Here is a 21,491-nt window from a genome sequence, read left to right as displayed (position 1 = left end):
TGGCGCGCTGTTCACGAACGTGGGCGGGTGTGCGGGTCGCCGCCGGGCGGTTGGGATGACCGTGTGTGGTCGGCGCCGACCGCGATGATCATGTCCGGGCAGGCCGTCGCGGTCGGTAACGTGCTACCGACAGTGGACGGGCACGACGGACCAGCCGTGCCACCGCGATGGCTGCGCACGGCCGAGCCGGCGGTGCGCAGCGACCTGATCTCGCGAACCCGAAGCGACCTGGACCCAGGCATCGCCGAGGCCGACGCACGGCCTGACACGGCACGCGGCCGCGGGGGCCACCAAGGGGGGATGGGGCCAGGCCCGACCAGTCGCCGTCGCGCCGTCCTGGGCGGCGTGTGCGGCTGCGGACGGCACGGTGGGGAGCGGTCCGGGGCGCGGGGTCGCCCGGCGGGGTCGGCCAGTGCTGGCGCGGGGTCGGTTTCCGGCAGGTGGTCAGTTCTGGCGGGCCTGCAGGCGGATGCGGTTGGTCAACTCGGTGACCTGGTTGTAGATGGCTCGCCGCTCGGCCATCAGGCCGCGGATCTTGCGGTCGGCGTGCATGACCGTCGTGTGGTCGCGACCGCCGAAGTGCTGCCCGATCTTCGGCAGGGAGAGATCGGTCAGCTCACGGCACAGGTACATGGCGATCTGGCGGGCGGTGACGAGCACCCGGCTGCGGGACGTGCCGCACAGGTCGTCCATGGAGACGCCGAAGTACGCGGCGGTCGCGTTCATGATCTGGATGGCGGTGATGTCCGGGTTGCCGGCGTCCGGGATCAGGTCCCGCAGCACGATCTCGGCGAGCGTGCGGTCGACGTGGGACTTGTTCAGGCTCGCGAAGGCCGCGACCCGGATCAGTGCCCCTTCGAGCTCGCGGATGTTGCGTTCGATGTGGGTGGCGATGTACTCGAGGACGTCCGGTGGCACGGGCAGCCGCTCGGTCGCCGCCTTCTTGGACAGGATCGCGATGCGGGTCTCGAGGTCCGGCGGGGTGATGTCGGTCATCAGGCCCCACTCGAACCGGCTGCGCAGCCGGTCCTCCAGCGCGGACAGCTGCTTGGGTGAGCGGTCGGAGCTGATGACGATCTGCTTCTCGCCGTCGTGCAGGACGTTGAAGGTGTGGAAGAACTCCTCCTGCGTCCGCTCCTTGTTCTCGAGGAACTGGATGTCGTCCACGAGCAGGACGTCCACATCCCGGTAGCGGCGCTGGAAAGCCTGCTGGCGGTCGTCCCGGATCGAGTTGATGAAGTCGTTGGTGAACTCCTCGGAGCTCACGTACTTGACCCGGGTGTTCGGGTAGAGCTTCAGCGTGTAGTGGCCGATGGCGTGCAGCAGGTGGGTCTTGCCGAGCCCGGAGTCCCCGTAGATGAACAGCGGGTTGTACGCCTTCGCCGGTGCCTCCGCCACGGCCACCGCGGCGGCGTGCGGGAAACGGTTGCTGTCACCGATGACGAACGTTTCGAAGATGTACCGGGGGTTGAGGCGGGCCTGCGCGGGCGCGGCCTCGACCGGCGCGGCCTCCCGGCCGAGGCCGGCACCCATCCGGATCGGCGGGGCGGCGTCCGCGGCCTCGGGGAAGGGCAGCTCGCCGTTCACCGGCGCGGACTTCTGCCGGCTGCCGCCGCTCGATTCCCCCCGCTCGGCCGCCTGCCGGGAACCGTCCGCGCCGCTGGCCGGGCCGGCGTCGCCCTCCCCCGGCTGGACGATCCGGATCGGGCCGCTCAGCGGCTCGGGATCGGGCAGGTGTTCCACGGTCACGGCGACCCGGATGTCACGTCCATACGCAGTGGACAAGGCTGTGGACAGGAACGGGCGCAGGCGCGAGTCGAGCAGTTCCTTGGTGAACTCGTTGGGCGCGGCGAGCAGCGCCGTGTCCTGAACCAGACCGAGCGGGCGGGTCAGCCGCAGCCACGCCCGCTGCTGGGCGGACAACGCGCCGTCGGCGACCCCGGACACGGCCTTCCGCCAGACCACGGCCAGATCCGGGTCACCCGCGGGCTCGTCTCCGAACGGTAGGCCGGCGACAGAGTCGGCGCGGGAGTTGGACACGAGGGCTCCTCGGGCAGTTCGGTGCGGTTCGCGGGCGGTGCGGTCCCAGACACGGGAGTCAGGTCGCGGATGTTGTTGTGGTCTCAGCCCGGTCGCGACCGGGAGACTTCGCCCCAATGGTTCTCCACATCGTCGTCCACAACCTGTGCATGGACGCGACAGGGCAGCCGGCGTGGCGCACCGGCTCGATCTCCTGGCGAGGTCCCCCGCCTCGCACCATCGCTCGGACCTACCGCTGCTCCCTGCCAAACGCCCTCTCCACAGGCGTTCTCCACAGGCCATGGTGCACCGAGCCGGCGGTCCCCACCGCCTCGCGGGCCGGATTGGCATCCGCCGACATCTGCGTGTGTGATGGTGCCCCGACGATCGTAAGGCGCGGCCCGAAGGTTCGTGCCGGCGCCGTCGGTCAGCGAACCGACCGCGTCCGCTCGGGCACGCGGCTGGCGGTCGTCCCTGGCGCCAGGCAGCGCCAGTGGCATTTGCTTACTAGCAGTCAGCGTCGCGAGCCTGGCCGGACAGATCCGCGTCGTCGCCCCGGTCCTGCCGACCGGGGTGTGGCCGAGGCAGACCGGCCCACCCGGTGTCTCTCGCCGGCGGACCCGTCGGGAGGCCGCCCGTTGGCACGGTTGTGGTCGGTCGGGATGCCGCCCGGGAGGCCGTGACGGCCGCAGGCATGTGTACGCTGGACCGAACCGCGGTGTTAGACCGCTTCGTTTGTCGTGGGATGTGCTTGTGCGGGCCGTGTGGTGTGGCCCGTCCCCGCGGCGGCGAAGCCCACCGCCCGCGTCCACCCTGCAGACGGAGTCGTCACGTGAGCAAGCGCACCTTCCAGCCGAACAACCGCCGGCGGGCCCGGACGCACGGGTTCCGGTTGCGGATGCGAACCCGTGCCGGCCGATCCATCATCTCCGCCCGCCGACGCAAGGGCCGCAGCGAGCTCTCCGCCTGACGGCGGGTTCCTGCTGTACCCCGGTTGACGATGCTTCCCGAGCAGGCCCGCGTCCGGACGAGGGATGAGCACGCCCGCGTGGGGACTGCTGGCCGACGGACGCGCTCTGGTCCACTAGTTGTCCACAGCCTGTGGACAACTAGTGGTGAGCCGCCGCGTGCGGGGTTCGTCGTCGGCCGGCGGGTGGGCAAGGCGGTCGTGCGTAACCGGGTTCGTCGCCGACTGCGGGAGCAGGTGCGCGCGCGGCTCGACCAACTGCCTTCCGGCACGATGCTGGTCGTCCGCGCGCTGCCGGATGCGGCCGAAGCGAGTTCCGACCGGCTCGGTCGCGCGCTGGACGACGCGTTCGCGCGGGCAACCGGCCCGGCGCCCGAGGGGAGCCGGCAGCTCGGCCGCCGGCAGCGGGAGGCGACCCGATGAGCGCCGGATCGATTCTGCTTGTCGTGCTGGGCGCCGCCGCCGTCGCGGACGTCGTCCTGGCCTCCCGAGCGGCCCGGCGCCGCGTGCCCGGCCTCGCCCGCACCCCCGCGGGGGCAGTGCGCGGCCCGCTGGTCTGGTTCGTCGGCGGCTTGGTGCGCCTGTACCGGGCGGCCTGGTCGAGCCGTAACGCGGGTATGTGCCGCTTCGAACCCTCCTGCAGCGCCTACGCCCTGGAGGCGGTACGCCGTCACGGCGGGGTCCGTGGCGGGGTGCTGGCGCTTGCGCGCGTACTGCGCTGTCAGCCGTTGTCCGCCGGTGGCTACGACCCGGTGCCGGGCGGGCAGCCCGCCGCGCCGCGGCTCGGCCCGGCTGCGGATTCGCCCATGTCGGCGGGAACCGTCGCGGGGTCCGCGGTCGTTCGCGAACCCAGGGGTAGGACGAGCACCAGTCTGTCCGGGTGCCGGGTGGGCGGTTCCGCCCGCACCGGTATCGCCGCGCCGGCCCACAGGCGTGGCTTCCCGTCTCCGGCCGAGGGGACACGGGCCGAGATCGTCGGTTCCGGTCGCGGACCGTGGGTTTGAGGAGTCAGTAAGTTGTTGGATCCGCTTTACCACCTTGCCGCGAACGCGATCGTCTTCTTTCACGGAGGCTTCGGGCCGATCTTCGGCGACAGCAGCTTCTTCTCCTGGGCCTTCTCTGTCGTCCTGCTCGTCATCTGCGTGCGAATTCTGATCTTCCCGCTGTTCGTCAAGCAGGTGAAGTCGCAGCGCACGATGCAGATGATGCAGCCACGGATCAAGGAGATCCGGGAGAAGTGGGGCCACGACAAGCCCCGCATGCAGCAGGAGATCATGGCGTTGCAGCGGGAGCACGGCAACCCGCTGCTCGGCTGTCTGCCGATCGTGCTGCAGATCCCGTTGTTCATCTCGCTGTTCCACGTGTTCACCCACCTGGCGCCGATGAACGAGGGCCCGAACGGCTCGCTGGTCTGGCGCCCCCGGGTCGGGCTCTCGGCCCACGAGGTCGAGCAGATCGCCTCGGCCAAGGTGTTCGGCATCTCGCTGTCGAGTAGTTTCCGCTCGAACAGCCAGCTCGTGGACTTCCTCGGGCTGAACACGACGCACGTCCGGATCCTCGCGGTCGTGCTGATCGTGCTGATGGGTCTGACGACGTTCATGACCCAGCGGCAGATCATGGCGCGCACCGGGCCGACCGACCCGCAGCAGGCGATGGTCCAGAAGATCCTGCTCTACGGCTCGCCCCTGATGCTCGCGATCTTCGGTTTCCGGTTCCCGATCGCCGTTCTGCTCTACTGGCTGACCACCAACCTGTGGAGCATGGGCCAGCAGTTCTTCGTGATCAAGCGGATGCCTCCCGTCCAGCCGCTGACCGCGAGTGGTCGTCCGGCTGGCCCGCGGACCGCCACCGACGGCAGTGCCGCTCCGGCCCGCCCGGCGCCCGGTGTCCGCGCCGGGGCGAAGTCGAAGACCCGTCCCCGGCCGGCGACGGCTGCGGGGCCGAGCCTGACGAAGGGCTCAGCACCCTCCGCCGACCTGGCGGAGACGCCGAAGGCGGGCGCCCGGTCGGCCTCGACCGCGCCGGCCGGCACCCGGTCCCGTAGCGGCGCCGCCGTGCGGCCGGGCGGGAAGGCGGCCACGGAGGCCGGTGCCACCGGGATAGCCGAGCAGGCAGCAGCAGGAGCCCCGGCCAGGTCCGGTGGTAACCGGAAGGACCAGACCGGCAAGTCGGCCGCGGCGCGCGCGTCGGACAGCGGCCTGTCGGCGGCCGCCGAGGCGGGAACCGCGGACGGCGCCGCTCGGCCCGCCCCCGTCTCCGCCGGCGCGAGTCGGCAGCCGGGTGGCTCCCGGCCGACCAAGCGCCGTGGCAAGGGCAAGCGGCCCGGCGGCCGGCGTTGATCCGGGCTTGTTCTCCCGGACCCGCCCGTGGTGCCGCAGGTAACCCCGATCATGTCACCGTGCGGAGGCATCCCGTAATCTCGGCTCCGCCGCCCCCCGTCCCCCTGGAGAAGTGCAGATGACCGGTTCGGCCCCCGACCTGGCTGTGGACGCGGCCGGAGTCACCGACGAGCAGGCCTCCCCCGAGTCCGAGCTCAAACCGCAGGAGCGGCGCATCGCCGACCTTGAGCAGGAAGGTGAGATCGCCGCCGACTACATCGAGGGCCTGCTGGACATCATCGACATGGACGGCGACCTCGACCTCGATGTCGAGAGCGGCCGGGCCATCGTCGCCGTGGTCGGCGACGGGCTGGACCGGCTGATCGGGACCGGCGGTGAGGCACTCGAGGCGCTGCAGGAGCTGACCAGGCTGGCCGTCCTGCAGCGGACCGGCACGCGCAGCCGCCTGATGCTCGATGTCGGCGGCCATCGGGCCCGCCGGCGGATCGAGCTGGGCAAGATCGCGACGGCTGCGGCGGAGCGCGCTCTCGAACAGGGCAAGCCGGAGACCCTCACCCCGATGACGCCGTTCGAGCGCAAGGTCGTGCACGATGTGATCGCCGAGATCGATGGCGTGCACAGCGAGTCGGAGGGTGAGGAGCCCAGCCGACGGGTCGTGATTCTGCTCGGCTGAGGGTGGGGCTGGGCGCGCCGCCGTCGCTGTTCGCCGGTGGGTGCTGTCGCCCCTGTGCCCGACGAGGTGGGGCCTGGCTGCGGCCGGGAGCCCGCTCGCCTCCCGGCGGGCGGCCTCCGGCGGACGGGCGCTAGATTCATCTCCGGCGGGGCGTGGCCGTGCGCGCCAGGGCGATCGGGAGGGTGCGGTGCCGCCTGCCCTTGGCTCTGCCTCGCGATCGCGCCGCTCGGTCACGGTCGTCGCGCTGGTCCTCGCCGGTCTGCTCGGCCTGCTGCACGCCTACCTGACCAGGCCGTTCTGGTACGACGAGATCTGGCGGGCGCACTTCGTCAGCGAGCCGGCGCGGTCGCTGTGGTCGGAACTCACGGTCGCCAACACTCCGTCGGCCTTCGGCTGGCTGGCGCTCACCCGGCTCTGCGGTGAGGTGTTCGGCTGGCACAGCTGGTCGCTGCGCCTGCCGGGATTCATCGCCCTGCCGCTGCTGGGCGCGGCGATGGTGGTGCTCGCCCGCCGCTTCGCCGGCACGGCGGCGGCCGTCGTCGCGGTCCTCTGGCTGTGCCTGAACTCGACCCTGTTGGATCTGGCCACGCAGCTCAAGCCGTACGCGATGGAGACGGCTGCGGCGGTTGCCATCCTGCTGCTGTGGATGGACGGCCCCCGTACCGGATCCGCGGCGGCCGTCGACGGCGGGAGCGTGGCGGTTCGCAGCCCGGACCGCGCGCGCCTCGTCCGCCGCACCGCCGCCGGGTTGCTGGCCCTGCTCGCCGTTCCCGGCATTTTCATGATTGTTCCGTTGGCGGCGGTGGATCTGTGGCGTGGGCCGGCCCGGCGGTGGCGGCTGGTCGAGTGCCTGCCAGCGCTCGTCCTGGCCGCCGCGGACACCGTCGGTTTCATCGCGCACCAGTCCAGCCAGCGCAACGGCAACTACTGGGACCGTCAGTTTCTCGCCGGCCGGAGCCCGATGTCGGCGCTGCGGTTCGTCGGCGACCAGGTCCGGGAGACGGTGACCGGATCCGTCCCCGGCATCGACCGGTTCGACCCGAGCCTGCTGCACGGCGCGGTGCACGGCGGTCCGCTCGGTGCGGTACCCGCGGTCCTCGTCGCGCTCGCGGTTGCGGCCGCCGGGCTGGTCGGGACCGCGGCGCTCGCGCGGCGCCCGGACGGTCGGCTGTTGCTCGCCGCGCTCGGCGGGGCCGAGCTGATGATGCTCGCCGCGAGCGCCGCGCGGTACTGGCCGTTCGGTCCGACCCGGACCAACCTGTTCGTCGTCCCTATGATCGTCATTGTGGTGGTGGTGGGCGCCGAGCGGGCGGTTCACCGGCTGGCTGTCGCGGCTGGCACACGATGGGCCCTTCCTGGCCCTGAGATGGCCGCTGACGGCCCGAACGCTGTAGCCCTTACGTTGCCCCTCCCGGGACGCGTAAGCAGTCATCCACTGTCCGGCATTTCCGGCAGCGGGATCGCTGAAAGTGATGGGACGGAGACGCCTGGTGTCGCGGCTGTGGCTGTGGCTGCGGCGGCGGGTGGGGCGCGGCGTCGCTGGGCGCGTGCTGCCGTCGCGCTGCCGGTCGCCGGGATCGTCGCGTGGTGCGCGTGCGGCGGGCTGACCATCACCGCGTCGTTGGCTGGCAGCACCACGTTGTGGGATCACCGCGACCGGATGCGCGGCCTCGACCGGATGGTCGACGCCGCTGTCGCGGCCCGGCAGCTGGCCCGACCCGGCGACGTCGTCGCGGTCGGCGGCCGACTCGCCCGCCCGGGCTGGCTGTACGCGATGGAGGCCAGCGACGACCAGCCCCGCGATCCGTCGGGTCTGCCGTCCAACGACCCCGCCGGCACCCCCGCCAACCAGCGCCTCGGCTCCCTGCTGCCGCAGCCCGCGGCGGCGCGGACTTCTCGCGGGGCGACCGTGCCCGACGACGGCCCCACCTCCGGCGTCGTGGCCGGACGGGGCGCCGCTGGTGCCGCGGGCAGGCCACCCCGGGTCGCGCGCGACGACACCGTCTTCTTCGGCGGCGACGTACCGCCGCTCGCCCAGCGACTGGCAGCCAGGCCGAGCCCGCCACGGCGCCTGCTGGTGTTCGTCTTCGACATCGAGCGAGCCGGCCTGGCCGGGCAGCTCGCCGCACTGCCGCGGGCCGGCTGGTGCCCGTCGCGTTCCTGGTCGTTCCCGCTGACCGGCACCCTCACCGTCTACGATCACTGCCCGTCCGCCGCGGTCCGGCCCGCCGGTTCGGCGGCCGCGCTCCGCTGATCCCCCGGTAGCCCGCGTGCGGTGGCGATGCGAAGTGCCGTGGCGGGCGGACCGGGGCGAACGGCGTGCTGATCCCGTCGGCGAGGGGGAGTCGCGCGTCGTCCACGGCCATCGAGGACGGCTCCGGGCAGCACCCGTGGGGCGGCGAGGATGCTGGGCGGGTGCGTTGTTCTCTTCGAACCCCATCCATCCCGGCCGGCGTCCTCGCGGCCGCCGGCCGGCCGTCTCGTCCGGCCTCCCCGTCCCTGGCCGGGTGCCGTCCACGTGGTTCGGCACGGTTCGGTGCGGCCGGCGGCCCGTCCGGACCCACCCGGGCAGGTGTGCGATGACCGACGCGGATCAGACCCCCCGGGCGGGGGCGGTGCCGCCCGCTCCGCCGGCGGCCGCGGAGCTGTTTGGTCCGAGGCTCGCCGATGCCATCCGTTTCACCGAACTCCTCGCGACCGCCGGGGTCGAGCGTGGGCTGATCGGCCCGCGCGAGACCGAGCGACTCTGGGAGCGTCACGTGCTCAACTGCGCGGTGCTCGCGGAGGCCGTCCCGGCGGATGCCGACGCCGTTGACGTGGGCAGCGGCGCCGGCCTGCCCGGCATTCCGCTCGCGCTCGCCCGCTCGGACGTGCGGGTGGAACTGCTTGAACCCATGGAGCGACGGTGCCGGTTTCTCCAGGAGGTCGTCGCTGAACTGCGACTGGCGGACCGGGTTTCCGTTCGGCGTGGCCGCGCGCCGGATGCCGGAATCGGCCCGGACAGTCGTAGATTCGGGGTAGCCGTGGCACGTGCGGTCGCCCCGCTTGAGCGGTTGGGCGCAATCCTCCTTCCGATGTTGCAACCGGGTGGTGTCATGCTGGCGATGCGCGGTTCGCGGATCCTGGAGGAGTTGCAGGACGCGCGCGGCAGTCTCGGAACCCAGGGCTGGCATCCGGTGGATGTCGTGGTGTGCGGAGAGGGCCGGGTGGCGGAACCCACCCGCGTCCTTCGCGCCGTGCGTTCCTCCCAGCCTTCCCGGGCCGAGAAGGGGAAAGGGCGCGGCGACGGTGAGCGGCACGATGACAGACAGGCCAGACGAACGGCGTGGGACTCACGGCGATCACGGGAGGTTGGCCGTGACCAGCCGACGCGTGGACAGTCTCGTTCCACGTGAAACAGCGTTGACGGGTCGGGATGGATCCGCCGGTGGGGGCACTCGGGGCCACGAGTCCGCGATCCCCGCTCTGGATCCCCTCGACCGGTCGACCCCGATCGGAGCGGCGGCGGCAGCAGCAGTGGAAGCCTTGGCGGCAGAACGACGACAACCATTCCCTCGTCCCACCCGGCGACGCATCATCTCCGTCGCCAATCAGAAGGGTGGCGTCGGCAAGACGACGACCACGGTCAACCTCGCTGCGGCCCTGGCCTCGCATGGCGTGCGGGTACTGGTGATTGACCTCGACCCGCAGGGCAACGCGTCGACCGCGCTGGGGGTCGAGCATCACAGCGGCATCCCCTCGATCTACGAGGTGCTGCTGGGGGACCGCCCGCTGGACGAGGTCATCGTCGAGTCGGGCGAGGCGCCGTCACTGTTCTGCGCGCCCGCGACGATCGACCTCGCCGGCGCGGAGATCGAACTCGTCTCGCTCGTCGCCCGGGAGAACCGGCTGCGGCGCGCGATCGCCAGCATGCAGCGGGAGGTCGACTACGTCTTCATCGACTGCCCGCCGTCGCTGGGGCTGCTGACCGTCAACGCCCTGGTCGCGGCGCGGGAGCTGCTCATCCCCATCCAGTGCGAGTACTACGCGCTGGAGGGCGTGGGGATGCTGCTGCGCAACGTGGAACTGGTGCAGGCCCACCTGAACCAGGAGCTGCGCCTGTCGACGATTCTGCTGACCATGTACGACTCGCGGACCAGGCTGGCTGATCAGGTGGTGCAGGAGGTCAAGGAGCACTTCGGCGAGCGGGTCCTCGGCACCACGATCCCCCGCAACGTCCGGCTGGCGGAGGCGCCGAGCTACGGCCAGTCGGCCCTGACCTACGATCCGACCTCCCGCGGGTCGCTGTCCTACCTGGCGGCGGCGCGGGAGCTCGCCGAGCGCGGCTGGGAGCCGAACGGAGCGCCGCGGTGAGCGCCCGGCGCAGCGGGCTGGGACGCGGGCTCGGCGCGCTCATCCCGGTCGCGCCGCCGCCGGGTGAGGAGCGCGACGGCACTCGTACGGGTGCTGGCAGTCGTGCCGGCCAGGGGGGCTACGACTACCGGGACCCGGACCACCGGGACTACGACGACGGGGACTACGCCGAACACGGCAGCGGCCGTCGCGGCCCGGATGCCGGCGAGCGCGCGAGTACCGGGCCGCTGCCGGTGCACGGCGCCTACTTCCGCGCGATTCCGGTCGAGAACATCGTCCCCAACGCGCGCCAGCCCAGGACGCACTTCGACGAGGACGCCCTGGAGGAGCTGGCCGCGAGCCTGCGCGAGGTCGGCCTGCTCCAACCCGTCATCGTCCGGTCGGTGGCCCAGGACCGGTACGAACTCGTCATGGGCGAGCGGCGCTGGCGGGCGTCGCAGGTCGCCGGACTCACCGTGATTCCCGCGATCGTCCGGGAGACGGCGGACGACGCGATGCTGCGCGATGCCCTGCTGGAGAATCTGCACCGCCAGCAGCTCAACCCGCTGGAGGAGGCGGCGGCGTACGAGCAGCTCCTGCGGGACTTCGGCGCGACCCACGAGGAACTCGCGGGCCGCCTGGGCCGGTCCCGCTCGCACGTCACCAACACGATCCGGCTGCTTGGGCTGTCCCCCGCCGTGCAGCGTCGGGTCGCGGCCGGCGTGCTCTCGGCGGGGCACGCCCGCGCGCTGCTGTCACTGCGTGATCCCGAGGCGCAGGACCGGCTTGCCACTCGCATCGTCGCGGAGGGCCTGTCGGTACGTGCCGTCGAGGAGATCGTCGCGCTGGACGAGGATGTGCCCCGCAGGCGAGCGCCGCGGGGACCGCGGGCGGCCTCGCCGGTTCTCGCTCGTTTCGCCGACCACCTGTCGGATCGCTTCGAGACCCGGGTGAAGGTCGACATGGGCCAGAACAAGGGGAAGATCACCGTCGAGTTCGCGTCGATCGAGGATCTGGAGCGCATCGTCTCGGTCATGTCCCCCGCAGCCGTTCAGGACGAGACGAACGCCGACGGCTGACCGGACCGCCAGGTTTCCCGCCTGCCGTCGGGCGCGCGGGACCAGGCAGCCGGAAGCGCGGTCAGGCCGGATTGCCGGCCTGACCGACCTTGCGCAGCACCCCCTCGGGTGTCATCGAGCCGAGTAGCCGCTCCAGCGCGACCTCGACGTCCTCCCGCCAGCTCACCGCGTTCTTCACTTCGAGCCGAAGCCTGGGCCAGCGGTGGTGCGGCCGCACCGTCTTGAAGCCGACCGCGAGCAGATACTCCGCCGGCACCACGCAGCGGGTGCCGGAGTCCTGCAGGTCACCGAAGGCCTCCACGGCCCGGAAGCCCCGGCGCAGGATCTCCTTCGTCACCGCCTGGGTGAGGATGCGGCCGAGTCCCTGGCCCTTGAACTCGTCGACGATCAAAGCCGTCATCAGCAGGACGGCGTCCGGCGAGACGGGACTGGTGGGGAAGGCCGCCGAGCGAGGCACGTAGGCCGGCGGAGCGAACATGACGAAGCCGGCCGGCACGTCGTCAACATAGATGATCTTGCCGCAGCTTCCCCATTCGAGCAGTGCGGAGGAGACCCAGGCCTCCTTCTCCAGATCGGTGGCTCCACTTTCCTCCGCGCGGCTTCGCGCGACGGGGTCGAGCTCCCAGAACACGCACCGCCGACAGGGCAGGGGCAAGTCGTCGATGTTGTCCAGGGTGATGTTCGCGATGCGACGGCTCATCTAACGGGCACTCCAGCGATCGACCACCGGGCCGCTGCCCGGACAGATCGAGAGGGGCAGCGTCATTCGGCTTCAGCCTAGGCTGGAAGGTCCTGATCGAGCGCCGACGTTGATGCCCGTTTCACGTGAAACCTCTCTCCCGTCGCCGCGCCGGCGGGTCAGGCGCGTCCGGCGAGGCGCGGAACGTGGAGCTGACCGGTCGGCGCGTCCATCTCGGGCGGGAGGAACAGCCGCTGTGTGGCCGCGAGGACCGCCTCGGCCACCGCGGCCCGGAACTCCGTCGAGCCGAGCGCCTGCGCGTCGTACTCGTTCGTGAGATAACCGAGGTCCAGCCGCACGGTCGGCATCCGGGTGCGGCGCAGCAGGTCCCAGACCTTCGGATGGGTGCGGCAGTCCTGCATGTTCGTCCGGGAGACGATCTCGCGCTGGACGAGCTGGGCGAAGCGCTCACCCATCGCCGACGTCCCGCGAGCGTTGCCGTAGTAGTAGGCGGACACGCCCTGCGCGCTGGGGGACACACTGCCGTCCGCGTGCAGCGAGATCAGCAGATCCGCCTCCAGCGCGTTGGCGCGGGCGGCGCGCTCGGTCTCCGAGGGGGACTCGTCCGCGCCGTGGATGAGGTGGGTCTCGAGGCCGGAGTCCAGGAGCCGGGCGGACAACCGGGCGGCGAGATCGGCCATCAGATCCCGCTCACACAGGCCGTTGCTGACGATGCCGCGGTCGTCCCCGCCGTGGCCCGGGTCGAGCGCGACGATCACCCCGAGCAGGGACGTGCCGCGGGCCAGCATGCGGACCGACTCCCGCAGGACGTCAGGCCGACCACCGGTGACCGTGCGACGCAGTCGCGTCAGCTCGCGCAGCGTCACCGGGCCGCAGCGGCCGTCCGACTCCAGGCCGCGGTTGCGCTGAAAGTCCCGCACCGCGCTCTCCGTGCGTGGGCCGAAGATGCCGTCAGTGCGGCCCACGTCAAATCCCATGTTGGACAGGCGTTCCTGAAGGGCCGCGACGTCATCGCCGACGAAGGGATGCGCGGCGCTGAAATAGAGGAGCCGATCACCGAGATTGTGGCGGGCCTCTTCGAGCGCCCGTGCGGTGTCGGGTCCCAGGATGCCGTCGACCGAAAGGCCACGACTCTGCTGGAATGCCCGCAGCGCGTTGTCGAGGTCGCGATCGAAACGGTCGGGCGAAGCCGCGCCCGTGGCGGGAGACCCGGCGGCGATCGACACATCGCCGGACACACCGCTCGCGGTCTCCCCCTCGACGACCGGCGCCGCCTCGGCGGGTTCTCCGGCGGCGGACTCATCCGGTTCTCGGCCCTGCCGGGGGGGCGCTGGAAGAAAACCGAGATACGTGAGGGTCGCCCGAACGTCGGCGACGATGGAGCCGTGGTCTCCCAGCCGCAGCAGCTTCACGAAGATGAACCTTTCAGCTTGGCCACCCAGGGTGTTCTCCGGTGAAGCCGGAGACGGGTCCGCCGCATCGACGGGACTGCCACCGACTGACGATTGCTGGATCTCAAGCCTAGGCCATGCCCATGTGGTCCCGACCGGTCAGGAACGGGAACCTGCCGCATTGACCGTTCACGGCCGGCTCGTCCCGACGTCGTGTGAAGGTCTGCGGCGCAGAGGGCGTCGAGGCCGGACCGCGGAGGTTGGACGGCCGGGCCGGGGCCGGCCCCCCCCGCCCCCCCGCCCCCCCCCCCCCCCACCGCCGCGTGGGAACGCGCATCGGGGACTGGTCCGCACCGGCAGCCAACCCCCGACGCCGCTGACACCCCCCCACCACCGCGAAGGAACCCGGATGCCCTCACCGCAGCCCCACCGCGTCGCCGTCCTGGTCATCGGCGACGTCCCCGGCACCGACCCGGGCGACGCCGCGAACAGGCTCGCCGTCGCGATCATCAACACGCTGCCCGAGCAGATGCCCACCCCCGACCCGCGCGGCCGGCGCCTGCCCGACAGCCATCTGCACAGCGTCGCCCCCCTGGCCACCGCCGCCCGCAACGGCCACATCACCGTCCAACTCGCCCACCTGCCCGACTGACCAGCACCCGCCACCACCCGAAAGGACCCACGATGACCGACACCCACGAGACGGCCCGGCTGACCGCCGACGTGGTCGCCCTGTCCGAGCGCGACGGTGTCCCGCACGTGCTGCTGATCCGCCGCGGCTGGCCGCCCTACGCCGGGATGTGGGCGCTGCCCGGCGGCCACCTGGACGCCGGGGAGCGGCCCGAGACCGCGGCCGTACGCGAACTGGCGGAGGAGACCGGGATGCGGGCGCCGGAGCTGCGGCTGCTGGGCGTCTACGCCGAGCCCGGGCGCGACCCGCGCGGCCGGTACATCACCTGGGCCTACACCACCACGCTGGCGGACACCCCGGCGCCGACCGCAGGCACCGACGCGGCCGCCGCCCGCTGGGTGCCCGCACACGAGGCCCTGCACGAGGGCCTGGCGTTCGACCACGGCGACATCCTGCGCGGCGCGCTCGTCCCCGCCGGCGCCGTCGAGGCCATCCACGACGCCCTCGACGGCGCCGGCGACGCGCAGCACCACATCGAGGTGTGCGCCGGCCAGATCCTCGGCCGCACCCAGCCCACCCACGGCCCGGCCGTGCGCTGGACCGCCACCCTCACCATCACCGCGACCTGACCCCACCCGACCCGCATCTCATCCCCCAGCAGCACCCGCGAGAGGACACATCCCATGGCCGCCACCAGCCGTATCCAGCGCCAGGCCCAGACCCAGCAGCGCGACCGCCAGACCCACCAGAGCCTCGAGCGCCTCCGGGAGGGCTACCGCGCCGGCGCCATCCGCCAGGACCTGCGCCGCACCAGCCAGACCCAGCAGCAGACCCGCGGCTGACCCGACCCGACCCGGCCCCACCGCCACCAGCCGCATCCACCAGGAGAGATCATCATCATGATCCGTATCAGCGTCCTGCGGGACACCGCTCTGACCGCCGGCGCCCTCGCCCTGACCGCGATGGCCGCCCAGGAACTGCGCCGGCCCGCCTACCCCACCCTCGGCACCGACGCGCCGATGCCCCCGGCCCGCCACGGCTGGCTGCAGGTCCTGGGTGGGACCGCCGGCGACCGGACACGTCGGGTCCGGCCCGCCACCGCCGAGGAGGCCGCCGCGTCCGAGGCGTCGCGCCAGTCCGGTGACGGCGGCTGGATCGCCGTGGGCGACGACGGCCGGATCCTGCCGCTGGACGCCCCGGCGGTCCTCGCCGGCGCCGGCCGGTACACCCCGACCGGCGGCCGCATCGAGGTCGCCTACGTCGACGCCGGCGTCGACCACGCCACGGTGGCCGCCGGTCGGGCCACCGGCGCGATCGAGATGGTCCGCCGCCGCCGGGCCGCGGCCGCCGCCCTGGTCGCCCGCGTCATGGGCACCACCCCCACCGCAGCGCCGCTCGTCGGCGTCGATGCGCTGCTCGACGAGGCCGACGAGGTACTGAGCCAGGGCGACGTCGACGAGGACGGCGAGCAGGACGGACGGGTGGACCACACCGACATCCCCGCAACCACGGCCGCTGACGACTACGCCGACAGCACCAGCTGAGCATCCCCGGCGCGGCGCCCATGCCTTGGACAGCCATCGCCGCGCCGGGGTCTCACCCGCTCCCAGCAGAGAGACGAGAGGACCCCAGCATGACCGCCCCGACCGCCCCGCGCAGCCACCCCGGCCCGGACACGCCCACCCTCCCCGCCGCTGACGGCGCGTTCCTCGACGAGATCGCGGCCGCCGCCGGCCTCGTGCTGGCGTTGCACACCCCCGCCGGCGTCACGATCCCCGCCGCCGCGGCCGCGTTCGGCCGGACCGAGGCGTGGGTGCGTGGGCAGGTCGGCGCCGACCGGCCCACCGGCACCATCACCGCCGTCCCGGACCTGCGCACCGGCGCCACCCGCTACCGCTACACCCAGCTGGCCGTCACCGACATCACCCTGATCGCCAGCGCCCTGGTGGCTCTCGCCGAGCACGACTGGGCCCAGGGCGAGCACGTCGACGACCTCGGCCGGGTCGACATCACCGGCGCCCTGCGCACCGCCGCCGGCACACATCCCGAGGAGATGCCCGACGCCCCCGACCTCCTGGGCGCGCTGCTCGCCGCCCAGGACCGCCTCGCCGCCGCTCTCGGCCACGACCCCGCCGAGGTCGACGCCGGCGAGACCGTCGCCGCCTGGCAGGACCATCCCTCCCGCAGCTACGACGAGGTCCAGGCCCTCCTGCTCGACGTCGTGATGGGCGCCGGCCGATGACCGCCCGGCAGGACACCGCGGCCCTGACCCGCACCTCCGCCGGCCGAGCCCTCTACGTCGACACCGACGGAGCAACCCGCCCCGCTCGGCACGGCTCCCGTGCGGGAGCCGTCACCGTCCAGCCCGTCGGCAAGCACCGCGCCGGCCGGCAACTCGACGGCCGCGCCTGGAACCAAACACCCCACCAGTAGCGCCCGCACCACCGTCCCTCGTCCCCGACACCAGACAGGCAGATGACCACCAACACCACCGTCACAACCCCGGGCCCGGCTCTCCCCACCGGAGAGCCGGGCTCCGGCGTGTCGTGGCACAACACGCCCGACACGCCGCGCGTCCGTACGCGGCAATCGGCGCCGGCCGCGGTAGGAATGATCCGTGGCCAGAGCACCGAGACCAGCGGGTCTACGACCCGACGCGCCCCCGCGCAGCTACGCGCGCTCAGCGCGGATGGAACTGCTGATGAGCCCCGACCTGAAACAGCGGATCCGCGAGGCCGCGGCCGCCGACGGTCGGCCGGTACTGCCCTGGATCCTCGACGTCGTCGAACGCGCGCTGCCGCCACGGCTGGACGACGAGGCGCCACCGGAGGAGACGCAGATGGCGTCCTAACGCAACGAGGGCCGCACCGGTCAGTGCGGCCCTCGCCTACGTGTGTGCGGGGCCCGAGTTGGCGCTCGGGTGATCCCGCTTGTTGCCCCTCCTGCGAAGGAAGCATCGTGCTCTCCAACAACGATGCCACGCGCCCACGCGCGTTGGCCACCGACCCGGCCCGATCGGTCGGTCGTGTAACCGCTCACCCCCGACGTCTGGCACATGCCGCGTCGTACCGGTCACCCGCCGCCTACCAGGACACCATCGTGGTCTCTGGGGGTGCGCGGTGAGCACCAGCACCAACACGGTCGACCCGACGGCGCAGGGGTTGATGTTCCACGGCCGGGCGCCTGGGGATCGGGATGACGGCGCCGAGGTGATGCGGACATGGCGAGCGGTGAGCCTCGCCGCGGCTGGTGCGCGGCCGCGGCTGCCCCCGGTGGAGTACGCCGTCCTGCTGGCCGTGCAGGCGCTCACCGCGTCGTGGACGCGGCTGTGGGACGAGGTGTATGTGGCCGACGTCGCGATCGTCGCCGGGCTCATGGCTGCGGACGGCACCGGGGACGCCAAGGAGTGCGGCCGCCGGCTCCGGTCGTTGGCCGGACGGGGGCTGGTCAGCTATCAGCCGAGTCGGATCAAGGGCCGGCCGAGCCGGATCGGTCTCGGCACCGGGCTGCCCCCGACGGCTGTCGGCGCGACGGTTCGGGGGGGGCACACGGCCCCCCCGAAACCGAACCCGGACCCGGACCCGGCGGGCAACGTTCGGGGGGGTCACCTGACCCCCCCGAATCCGGGAAATAGGGGGGGTCAGGTGACCCCCCCACTACCGGGAGGGGTTCGGGAGGAAATACCACCACCGTCGGCCGACGCCGGCACCGGTACGCAGACCGGGCTGTTGGTCGCCGTGCCCGGTGGTGGTGAATCAACATCCACAACGACCACGGACACCACCCCGGCGGACACCACCCCGGACGCGCTGACGGCGGCGGACGTCCGCCTGGTGCTCGACGCGATCGCCGCGGTGCTGCCGCTGCCCGCGCGGGGCCGGGCGCTGCTCGCCGGACCGGTCCGCGACGCGCTGGCGTCCGGCTGGGACCCGGTGGCACTCGGTGTGCATCTGGCCGCCGGGGTCCGCCCCGCAGACATCCGCACCACAGCCGAGGCGCTGATGCGCTACCGGCTGCGCCTCGGCGACCAGACGCGGCCGCGGGTGCTGCCCGAGGGCCCGGCGGTGTGCCCGTGTGCGCCGTGCCGCCGACACACCGCCGCCACTGAGACCGCCGACCGTCAGGCAGCGGCACGGAGGGAGCAGGCCCGTGCCGCCGAACGGCACCAGGCCGTCGCCGCCGAGGCTGACCTGGCGACGGCGCGGCATGACGCGATCGACGAGGAGCTTGGCCCGGTGCTGCACGGCCGAATCGTGCAGGCCGCGATCGAGGCCCACCCGATCCTGCGGACCCGCACGCTCAGCGCCGAACGGGTGCGCCGTCTCGCCTCGCAGGTCTACGCCGAGCACGATCACGACGTCGCCCGGCTCCGGGACTACGCCCAGGGTCTGCCGGTGCCGGCCGAGACCGCACCGGCCACGCAGACGACCCCCAACGCCACGCAGAGCATCACCCCCACCCCGACGTACCCGGACACCCCGGATCTGCCGTCAGCGGCCGAGCTGGCGGCCGCGATCGCGGCACGGGTCGGTGCCGCATGACGGCCATCCGGCCGGTGACACCGGCGACGGCTGCGGCCCGGTCGGCCGCGGTTCGGGCCGCGGAGCACCTCGCGCCGGCCGGCACCCGGATCGGCACGGGTGCTCCGCTGGGCGGCTGGGTCGCGCTCGCCGGCACGCCGGACCCGACCGAGACGGCGCGCCGCACCCAGGCTGGTCTGGGCGCGGTCACCGACGTGCCGGTCCTGGAGATGCTGCTGGGCCTGCCCCACGGCCTGCCCGTGCCACCGGGTGCCCTGTCGGACCGTGACCGCCGTGCCCTGGCCGCGGCCCCGGCGGGCTGTGCGGACCACGGTCCGGACGGGATCGTCCGCCAGGCGCGGCCGCCGCTGACCCCGGCGCTCGCGGTCGTGTCCGCTATCCGCGGCTGGCGGGCCGGACTGGAGCAGGCGGGACGGTACGCGCCGTTCTGCGCCCGGGCGGTCGTGGTGCCCCGGGCGCCGCGCGACCTGTTGGCGGCGTGCGTGGAGGCGGACTTCTACGGCGTGGGCCTGGTGGTCGTCAGCGAGTCGGAGGTCGACGTGCTGGTGACACCGGAGCCCTACCGGGCCCGCCGGGTCACGGCCCGCCGGTGGTGGCTCGCCGAGCAGGTGCACCGGGCGCTCGTCACGCGTGACGAGCGGGCCGCGGCCGGGATCGGTGCCCCGTGACGCGCCCGCTGCCGGTGCAGCCCGGCCTGTTCGACGACGGCGTGCTCGTCGACGAGCCGCTCGGCTCCGACGCGGTGCTGCTCGCCCGGCTGGCCGCCGGCGAGACCGTCGTCGTGCGCCTGCCCGGCCTGTACCAGCCGTACGGCCCGCTGCTGCGCCACCTGCGCGACGCCGGTCTGCTGGTGCGGATCGGCCGGGGCACCGTGTGGGGCAATCAGCACCGGCTGCGCCCCGGCGCCGGCGACCAGGAGCGCGCCGAGGTGATCGCCGCCTACGAACAGCATTTGCGGGGCCGGGCGGATCTGCTGGCCCGCCTGCCCGAGCTCCGCGGCCGCGCACTCGGATGTTGGTGCGCGCCACGGTCGTGCCACGGGGATGTACTGGCCCGCCTCGCCAACGCGGCCGGGGCAGACAGGATCATCGGCAACGTCAGGACCAACCGGGGGAGGACCCGATGAGCGAGCAGCAGGCCGGCGGCGAGGGCCAGGACGTGGACGCGGTCGGCGCGACCGGGACGTGCGCGAGGTGCGCGAGGTGCGGGACGGCGTTGATCCCGGGGACGACCGCGACCGGGGTGGGCGAGTGCGCCGACTGCCTGTACGGGCCGACGTCGCAGCCGTGGGACGACGACGAGACCGACGGCCAGGGCGACGGTGCGAGCCGTTACGCGCCCGGGGTGATCGTCGACCTCGACAACCCCACGTCGTACATCATCTGACGATCATCACGTGACGACCGTCCACCTCTAACGATCTTGCAAAAGCAGGCGACCGGAAACGATCATGTCGAGCCGTCCGCCCGGATGCCGGTTTTGATCATCGCCCGAGCATCTGGCGATCATGAAATCTCGGGATAATCAACGGTGTAGACAATCTTGCTCGAATGATCAAAAAACGATCGAAACGGCAATGACCTGGCAATTGGTGGATAGCGGACTCCATGGAAACCGGATCATGTTTCGGGAGCCATCGAAACCAGACGAATGAGGGGCGACACATCGGCCGGCCGCGGGCTGAGCAAGGAGCGGCCCGGCGCACCCCGCCGATCTGGATGGTCCCGGCCGGCGCTGCCGGCGGGAACGAGGGCCAGGAGCGCGTGCGCCGCCGTCGGCGAGCCGCGCCGGTGAGCGCCGCATGTGCGGCGAGGTCCGGTACACCCGCCGCCGGCCGCCAGGGTCATGACGGTGGATCGGGTCGACCCCACGGAGCTCGACACCCTATGGAGGGGTGCTGACGTCACGGGTGGCTCGCACCACCCGAGATCGGTGACACTCCGTGACAATTTGCGTGTGGTGTGATCCGTCAGGAATTGGGCCGGAATTGGTGTTGATACATCATCTGGGTGTGTGTCTCGGTGTGGCACACCAGATGTCGCGGGCCAGCCCGCGACGGGGTCGTGACGATTCGTGCAAATGGATCCCGATATAGCTCGAACGGGTGTGCCCGTGCGTCGGCCGGGGCCGGCGGCCGACGGGATCCCCCCTCGTACGTCGAGGATCCGGCCGTCCACGCACACCGCTGGCATATGTCCCGGTGTAATCCGCGTCGCTGTGGTGGCTGTCCGCCCCCGAAATCATCGGTGAAATGGTCGCGGAATAGAGCGCCCCCTGAACGCTGCCATGAGAGCCGATTCGGTCATACGTACTCCCCCGAATCAAAATGCATTGTTTTATGTATGTCGCAGCGCGTGACTGAGGTGTATTGGTGGTGCTACAGCACGGCGTAGTGCCTGGCACATAGCATGATCCCCGGGCGTTTCGCAATTCATTGGCGGGGAGTCACCCAATGCGCCGGCGGGCGGGATGCGTGCGGACGTAGTGGGACAGGACGGCGTACGCTGGTCCCGACGATCACGGTCACATGCCGGATTGTTGATACGCCGAGCACTGAGCAAACGAACGAACAGGAGCGTGTAGGAGTGGTCAGTGAGTGGTTGAGCACAGCGCAGGCCGCGAAAGAACTTGGAGTGTCGCAACGCCATGTTCGGCGGCTGCTGGAGGCCCGGAGGATCCGGCACGTGCGCCGCTCCCCGCGGGACCTGCGGGTCGACCCCGACGACCTCGCCCTCTACCGCCGCGGCCGGCACGTCATCGAGCCGGTCGACGCCAACGCCGCGTGAGCGTCCCTCTCCATGCGAACGGCCGGGGTTGCA

At 72.3% G+C, this 21,491-nt stretch carries 24 protein-coding genes; 21 read left to right on the top strand and 3 right to left on the bottom strand.

Going from position 1 to position 21,491, the window contains the following annotated elements; genetic code table 11:
* Nucleotides 1-444 precede the first annotated feature (444 nt).
* Nucleotides 445-2,040: a chromosomal replication initiator protein DnaA gene (gene dnaA, locus MXD60_RS11720; RefSeq protein WP_248819057.1), complete on the bottom strand. Its 1,596-nt coding sequence runs from the start codon at nt 2,038-2,040 to the stop codon at nt 445-447.
* A gap of 811 nt (nt 2,041-2,851) precedes the next feature.
* On the opposite strand from dnaA, the gene rpmH reads away from it, so the two are divergent.
* From rpmH to MXD60_RS11675, 9 genes are all read left to right on the top strand, one after another.
* Nucleotides 2,852-2,989 carry a 50S ribosomal protein L34 gene (gene rpmH, locus MXD60_RS11715; protein WP_248819056.1) on the top strand — a complete coding sequence of 46 codons (138 nt, stop codon included), beginning with the start codon at nt 2,852-2,854 and terminating at the stop codon, nt 2,987-2,989.
* A 30-nt stretch (nt 2,990-3,019) separates the two neighbouring features.
* Nucleotides 3,020-3,409 (top strand): ribonuclease P protein component, encoded by a 390-nt coding sequence (rnpA, locus tag MXD60_RS11710; RefSeq protein ID WP_248819061.1) that lies wholly within the window; start codon nt 3,020-3,022, stop codon nt 3,407-3,409.
* Entirely contained in the window at nt 3,406-3,990 is a 585-nt protein-coding gene (gene yidD, locus MXD60_RS11705) for a membrane protein insertion efficiency factor YidD (RefSeq protein ID WP_248819055.1), read from the top strand. Before rnpA ends, yidD begins: the two co-directional genes overlap by 4 nt.
* Nucleotides 3,991-4,002: 12 nt before the next feature.
* Nucleotides 4,003-5,325, top strand: coding sequence for a membrane protein insertase YidC (gene yidC, locus MXD60_RS11700; RefSeq protein ID WP_248819054.1), 1,323 nt, complete (start codon nt 4,003-4,005; stop codon nt 5,323-5,325).
* Between the two features lie 118 nt (nt 5,326-5,443).
* Complete coding sequence (locus MXD60_RS11695; protein WP_248819053.1) at nt 5,444-5,998, top strand: Jag family protein; 555 nt, start codon at nt 5,444-5,446, stop codon at nt 5,996-5,998.
* Between the two features lie 187 nt (nt 5,999-6,185).
* Nucleotides 6,186-8,252 carry a hypothetical protein gene (locus MXD60_RS11690; protein WP_248819052.1) on the top strand — a complete coding sequence of 689 codons (2,067 nt, stop codon included), beginning with the start codon at nt 6,186-6,188 and terminating at the stop codon, nt 8,250-8,252.
* A 325-nt stretch (nt 8,253-8,577) separates the two neighbouring features.
* A complete protein-coding gene (rsmG, locus tag MXD60_RS11685; RefSeq protein ID WP_248819051.1) occupies nt 8,578-9,393 on the top strand; it encodes a 16S rRNA (guanine(527)-N(7))-methyltransferase RsmG in 816 nt (271 codons plus the stop codon).
* 121 nt (nt 9,394-9,514) lie between these two features.
* The gene (locus MXD60_RS11680) at nt 9,515-10,351 is read left to right on the top strand and encodes a ParA family protein (RefSeq protein WP_248819050.1); all 837 of its coding nucleotides are present in this window, start codon (nt 9,515-9,517) and stop codon (nt 10,349-10,351) included.
* A complete protein-coding gene (locus tag MXD60_RS11675; RefSeq protein ID WP_248819049.1) occupies nt 10,348-11,409 on the top strand; it encodes a ParB/RepB/Spo0J family partition protein in 1,062 nt (353 codons plus the stop codon). The genes MXD60_RS11680 and MXD60_RS11675 overlap by 4 nt, the downstream gene beginning before the upstream one ends.
* Nucleotides 11,410-11,470: 61 nt before the next feature.
* On the opposite strand, the gene MXD60_RS11670 is transcribed toward MXD60_RS11675, so the two are convergent.
* Complete coding sequence (locus tag MXD60_RS11670) at nt 11,471-12,109, bottom strand: GNAT family N-acetyltransferase (protein ID WP_248819048.1); 639 nt, start codon at nt 12,107-12,109, stop codon at nt 11,471-11,473.
* 158 nt (nt 12,110-12,267) lie between these two features.
* Complete coding sequence (locus MXD60_RS11665) at nt 12,268-13,521, bottom strand: N-acetylmuramoyl-L-alanine amidase (protein WP_248819047.1); 1,254 nt, start codon at nt 13,519-13,521, stop codon at nt 12,268-12,270.
* Between the two features lie 388 nt (nt 13,522-13,909).
* Between MXD60_RS11665 and MXD60_RS11660 the strand changes: the two genes are divergently transcribed.
* The 12 genes from MXD60_RS11660 (at nt 13,910) to MXD60_RS11605 (ending at nt 21,458) form a co-directional block, all read left to right on the top strand.
* Complete coding sequence (locus tag MXD60_RS11660) at nt 13,910-14,152, top strand: hypothetical protein (RefSeq protein ID WP_248819046.1); 243 nt, start codon at nt 13,910-13,912, stop codon at nt 14,150-14,152.
* Nucleotides 14,153-14,184: 32 nt separating this feature from the next.
* Complete coding sequence (locus MXD60_RS11655; protein WP_248819045.1) at nt 14,185-14,760, top strand: NUDIX domain-containing protein; 576 nt, start codon at nt 14,185-14,187, stop codon at nt 14,758-14,760.
* A 54-nt stretch (nt 14,761-14,814) separates the two neighbouring features.
* Nucleotides 14,815-14,973: a hypothetical protein gene (locus MXD60_RS11650; RefSeq protein WP_248819063.1), complete on the top strand. Its 159-nt coding sequence runs from the start codon at nt 14,815-14,817 to the stop codon at nt 14,971-14,973.
* 57 nt (nt 14,974-15,030) lie between these two features.
* Entirely contained in the window at nt 15,031-15,675 is a 645-nt protein-coding gene (locus MXD60_RS11645) for a hypothetical protein (RefSeq protein ID WP_248819044.1), read from the top strand.
* Between the two features lie 89 nt (nt 15,676-15,764).
* A complete protein-coding gene (locus tag MXD60_RS11640; protein ID WP_248819043.1) occupies nt 15,765-16,373 on the top strand; it encodes a DUF6197 family protein in 609 nt (202 codons plus the stop codon).
* Nucleotides 16,370-16,564 carry a hypothetical protein gene (locus MXD60_RS11635; RefSeq protein WP_248819042.1) on the top strand — a complete coding sequence of 65 codons (195 nt, stop codon included), beginning with the start codon at nt 16,370-16,372 and terminating at the stop codon, nt 16,562-16,564. Before MXD60_RS11640 ends, MXD60_RS11635 begins: the two co-directional genes overlap by 4 nt.
* A gap of 268 nt (nt 16,565-16,832) precedes the next feature.
* Entirely contained in the window at nt 16,833-16,982 is a 150-nt protein-coding gene (locus MXD60_RS11630; RefSeq protein WP_248819041.1) for a hypothetical protein, read from the top strand.
* A 268-nt stretch (nt 16,983-17,250) separates the two neighbouring features.
* A complete protein-coding gene (locus MXD60_RS11625) occupies nt 17,251-18,672 on the top strand; it encodes a hypothetical protein (protein ID WP_248819040.1) in 1,422 nt (473 codons plus the stop codon).
* Complete coding sequence (locus tag MXD60_RS11620; protein ID WP_248819039.1) at nt 18,669-19,340, top strand: hypothetical protein; 672 nt, start codon at nt 18,669-18,671, stop codon at nt 19,338-19,340. Before MXD60_RS11625 ends, MXD60_RS11620 begins: the two co-directional genes overlap by 4 nt.
* Nucleotides 19,337-19,798, top strand: coding sequence for a DUF4326 domain-containing protein (locus MXD60_RS29365; protein ID WP_248819038.1), 462 nt, complete (start codon nt 19,337-19,339; stop codon nt 19,796-19,798). The genes MXD60_RS11620 and MXD60_RS29365 overlap by 4 nt, the downstream gene beginning before the upstream one ends.
* Nucleotides 19,795-20,058: a hypothetical protein gene (locus MXD60_RS11610; protein ID WP_248819037.1), complete on the top strand. Its 264-nt coding sequence runs from the start codon at nt 19,795-19,797 to the stop codon at nt 20,056-20,058. Before MXD60_RS29365 ends, MXD60_RS11610 begins: the two co-directional genes overlap by 4 nt.
* A 1,022-nt stretch (nt 20,059-21,080) precedes the next feature.
* Complete coding sequence (locus MXD60_RS11605) at nt 21,081-21,458, top strand: helix-turn-helix domain-containing protein (protein WP_248819036.1); 378 nt, start codon at nt 21,081-21,083, stop codon at nt 21,456-21,458.
* The last annotated feature ends 33 nt before the right edge of the window (nt 21,459-21,491 follow it).

Source organism: Frankia sp. AgB32 (assembly GCF_023243045.1).
Taxonomy (GTDB): domain Bacteria; phylum Actinomycetota; class Actinomycetes; order Frankiales; family Frankiaceae; genus Frankia.
The sequence above is the reverse complement of the archived record's forward strand: the minus strand, read 5'-3'. Positions and strand labels throughout refer to the sequence as shown.